This is a genomic window from Pseudomonas sp. NPDC089741 (genome assembly GCF_044748825.1).
Classification (GTDB): Bacteria; Pseudomonadota; Gammaproteobacteria; order Pseudomonadales; family Pseudomonadaceae; genus Aquipseudomonas; species Aquipseudomonas helmanticensis.
The window spans coordinates 77,474-78,991 of sequence record NZ_JBIVGT010000024.1 but is presented as its reverse complement, the minus strand read 5'-3'; the positions used below and the strand labels follow the sequence as shown (position 1 = coordinate 78,991).

Genomic DNA, 1,518 nt, shown 5'->3' with positions numbered 1-1,518 from the left:
CCCGGACAAGACTTACGCTGCCGGTAAGATCCCTGGCGGTTTCTGCCAGCGTGAAGGCCGTCCTTCCGAGAAAGAAACCCTGACTTCCCGACTGATCGACCGTCCGATCCGTCCGCTGTTCCCAGAAGGCTTCATGAACGAAGTGCAGGTTGTCTGCACCGTAGTTTCCACCAGCAAGAAGACCGATCCGGACATCGCTGCGATGATCGGTACCTCGGCTGCCCTGGCTATCTCGGGCATCCCGTTCGACGGCCCGATCGGCGCCGCTCGCGTTGCCTTCCACGAAAGCACTGGCTACCTGCTGAACCCGACTTACGAGCAGCAAGCTGCTTCGAGCCTGGACATGGTCGTTGCCGGTACTTCCGACGCCGTCCTGATGGTTGAATCGGAAGCCAAAGAGCTGACCGAAGACCAGATGCTGGGTGCGGTACTGTTTGCTCACGACGAATTCCAGGTTGTCATCAACGCTGTGAAAGAACTGGCCGCTGAAGCTGCCAAGCCAACCTGGAACTGGGCTCCTGCTCCAGAAGCCACCGAACTGCTGGGCGCTATCCGTGCCGAGTTCGGCGAGGCGATCTCCCAGGCTTACACCATCACCATCAAGGCTGACCGTTACGCTCGCCTGGGTGAGTTGAAGGATCAGGTTGTTGCCAAGCTGTCCGGTGAAGAAGGCCAGCCTTCGTCCAGCGAAGTCAAAGCCGCTTTCGGCGAAATCGAATACCGCACCGTTCGCGAAAACATCGTAAACGGCAAGCCACGTATCGACGGCCGCGACACCAAGACCGTACGTCCGCTGAACATCGAAGTCGGTGTTCTGCCGAAGACTCACGGTTCGGCGCTGTTCACCCGTGGTGAAACCCAGGCTCTGGTAGTCGCGACTCTGGGTACTGCCCGTGACGCACAGCTGCTGGACACCCTGGAAGGCGAGAAAAAAGACCCGTTCATGCTGCACTACAACTTCCCTCCGTTCTCGGTAGGCGAGTGTGGTCGCATGGGTGGTGCTGGTCGTCGTGAAATCGGTCACGGCCGTCTGGCCCGTCGTTCGGTTTCGGCCATGCTGCCAGCCGCTGACGTGTTCCCGTACACCATCCGTGTGGTTTCGGAAATCACCGAATCCAACGGTTCGAGCTCGATGGCTTCCGTTTGCGGTGCTTCCCTGGCCCTGATGGACGCTGGTGTGCCGATGAAGGCGCCGGTTGCCGGTATCGCCATGGGTCTGGTTAAGGAAGGCGAGAAATTCGCCGTCCTGACCGACATCCTCGGTGACGAAGACCACCTGGGCGACATGGACTTCAAAGTAGCCGGTACCGCCAAAGGCGTTACTGCGCTGCAGATGGACATCAAGATCAAAGGCATCACCGAAGAAATCATGGAGATCGCTCTGGGCCAAGCCCTGGAAGCGCGCCTGAACATCCTCGGTCAGATGAACCAGATCATCGGCCAGTCGCGTACCGAACTGTCGGCCAACGCGCCGCCCCGGGGCGCGAGGGCACGCGCCCCCGGCCGCCTCCGGGCCGG

At 60.3% G+C, this 1,518-nt stretch carries 1 protein-coding gene; it reads left to right on the top strand.

The window, feature by feature from the left end; genetic code table 11:
* Positions 1-1,518: polyribonucleotide nucleotidyltransferase (gene pnp, locus ACIPZE_RS20600; protein ID WP_400774958.1), on the top strand; the 1,518-nt coding region annotated here is incomplete at both ends.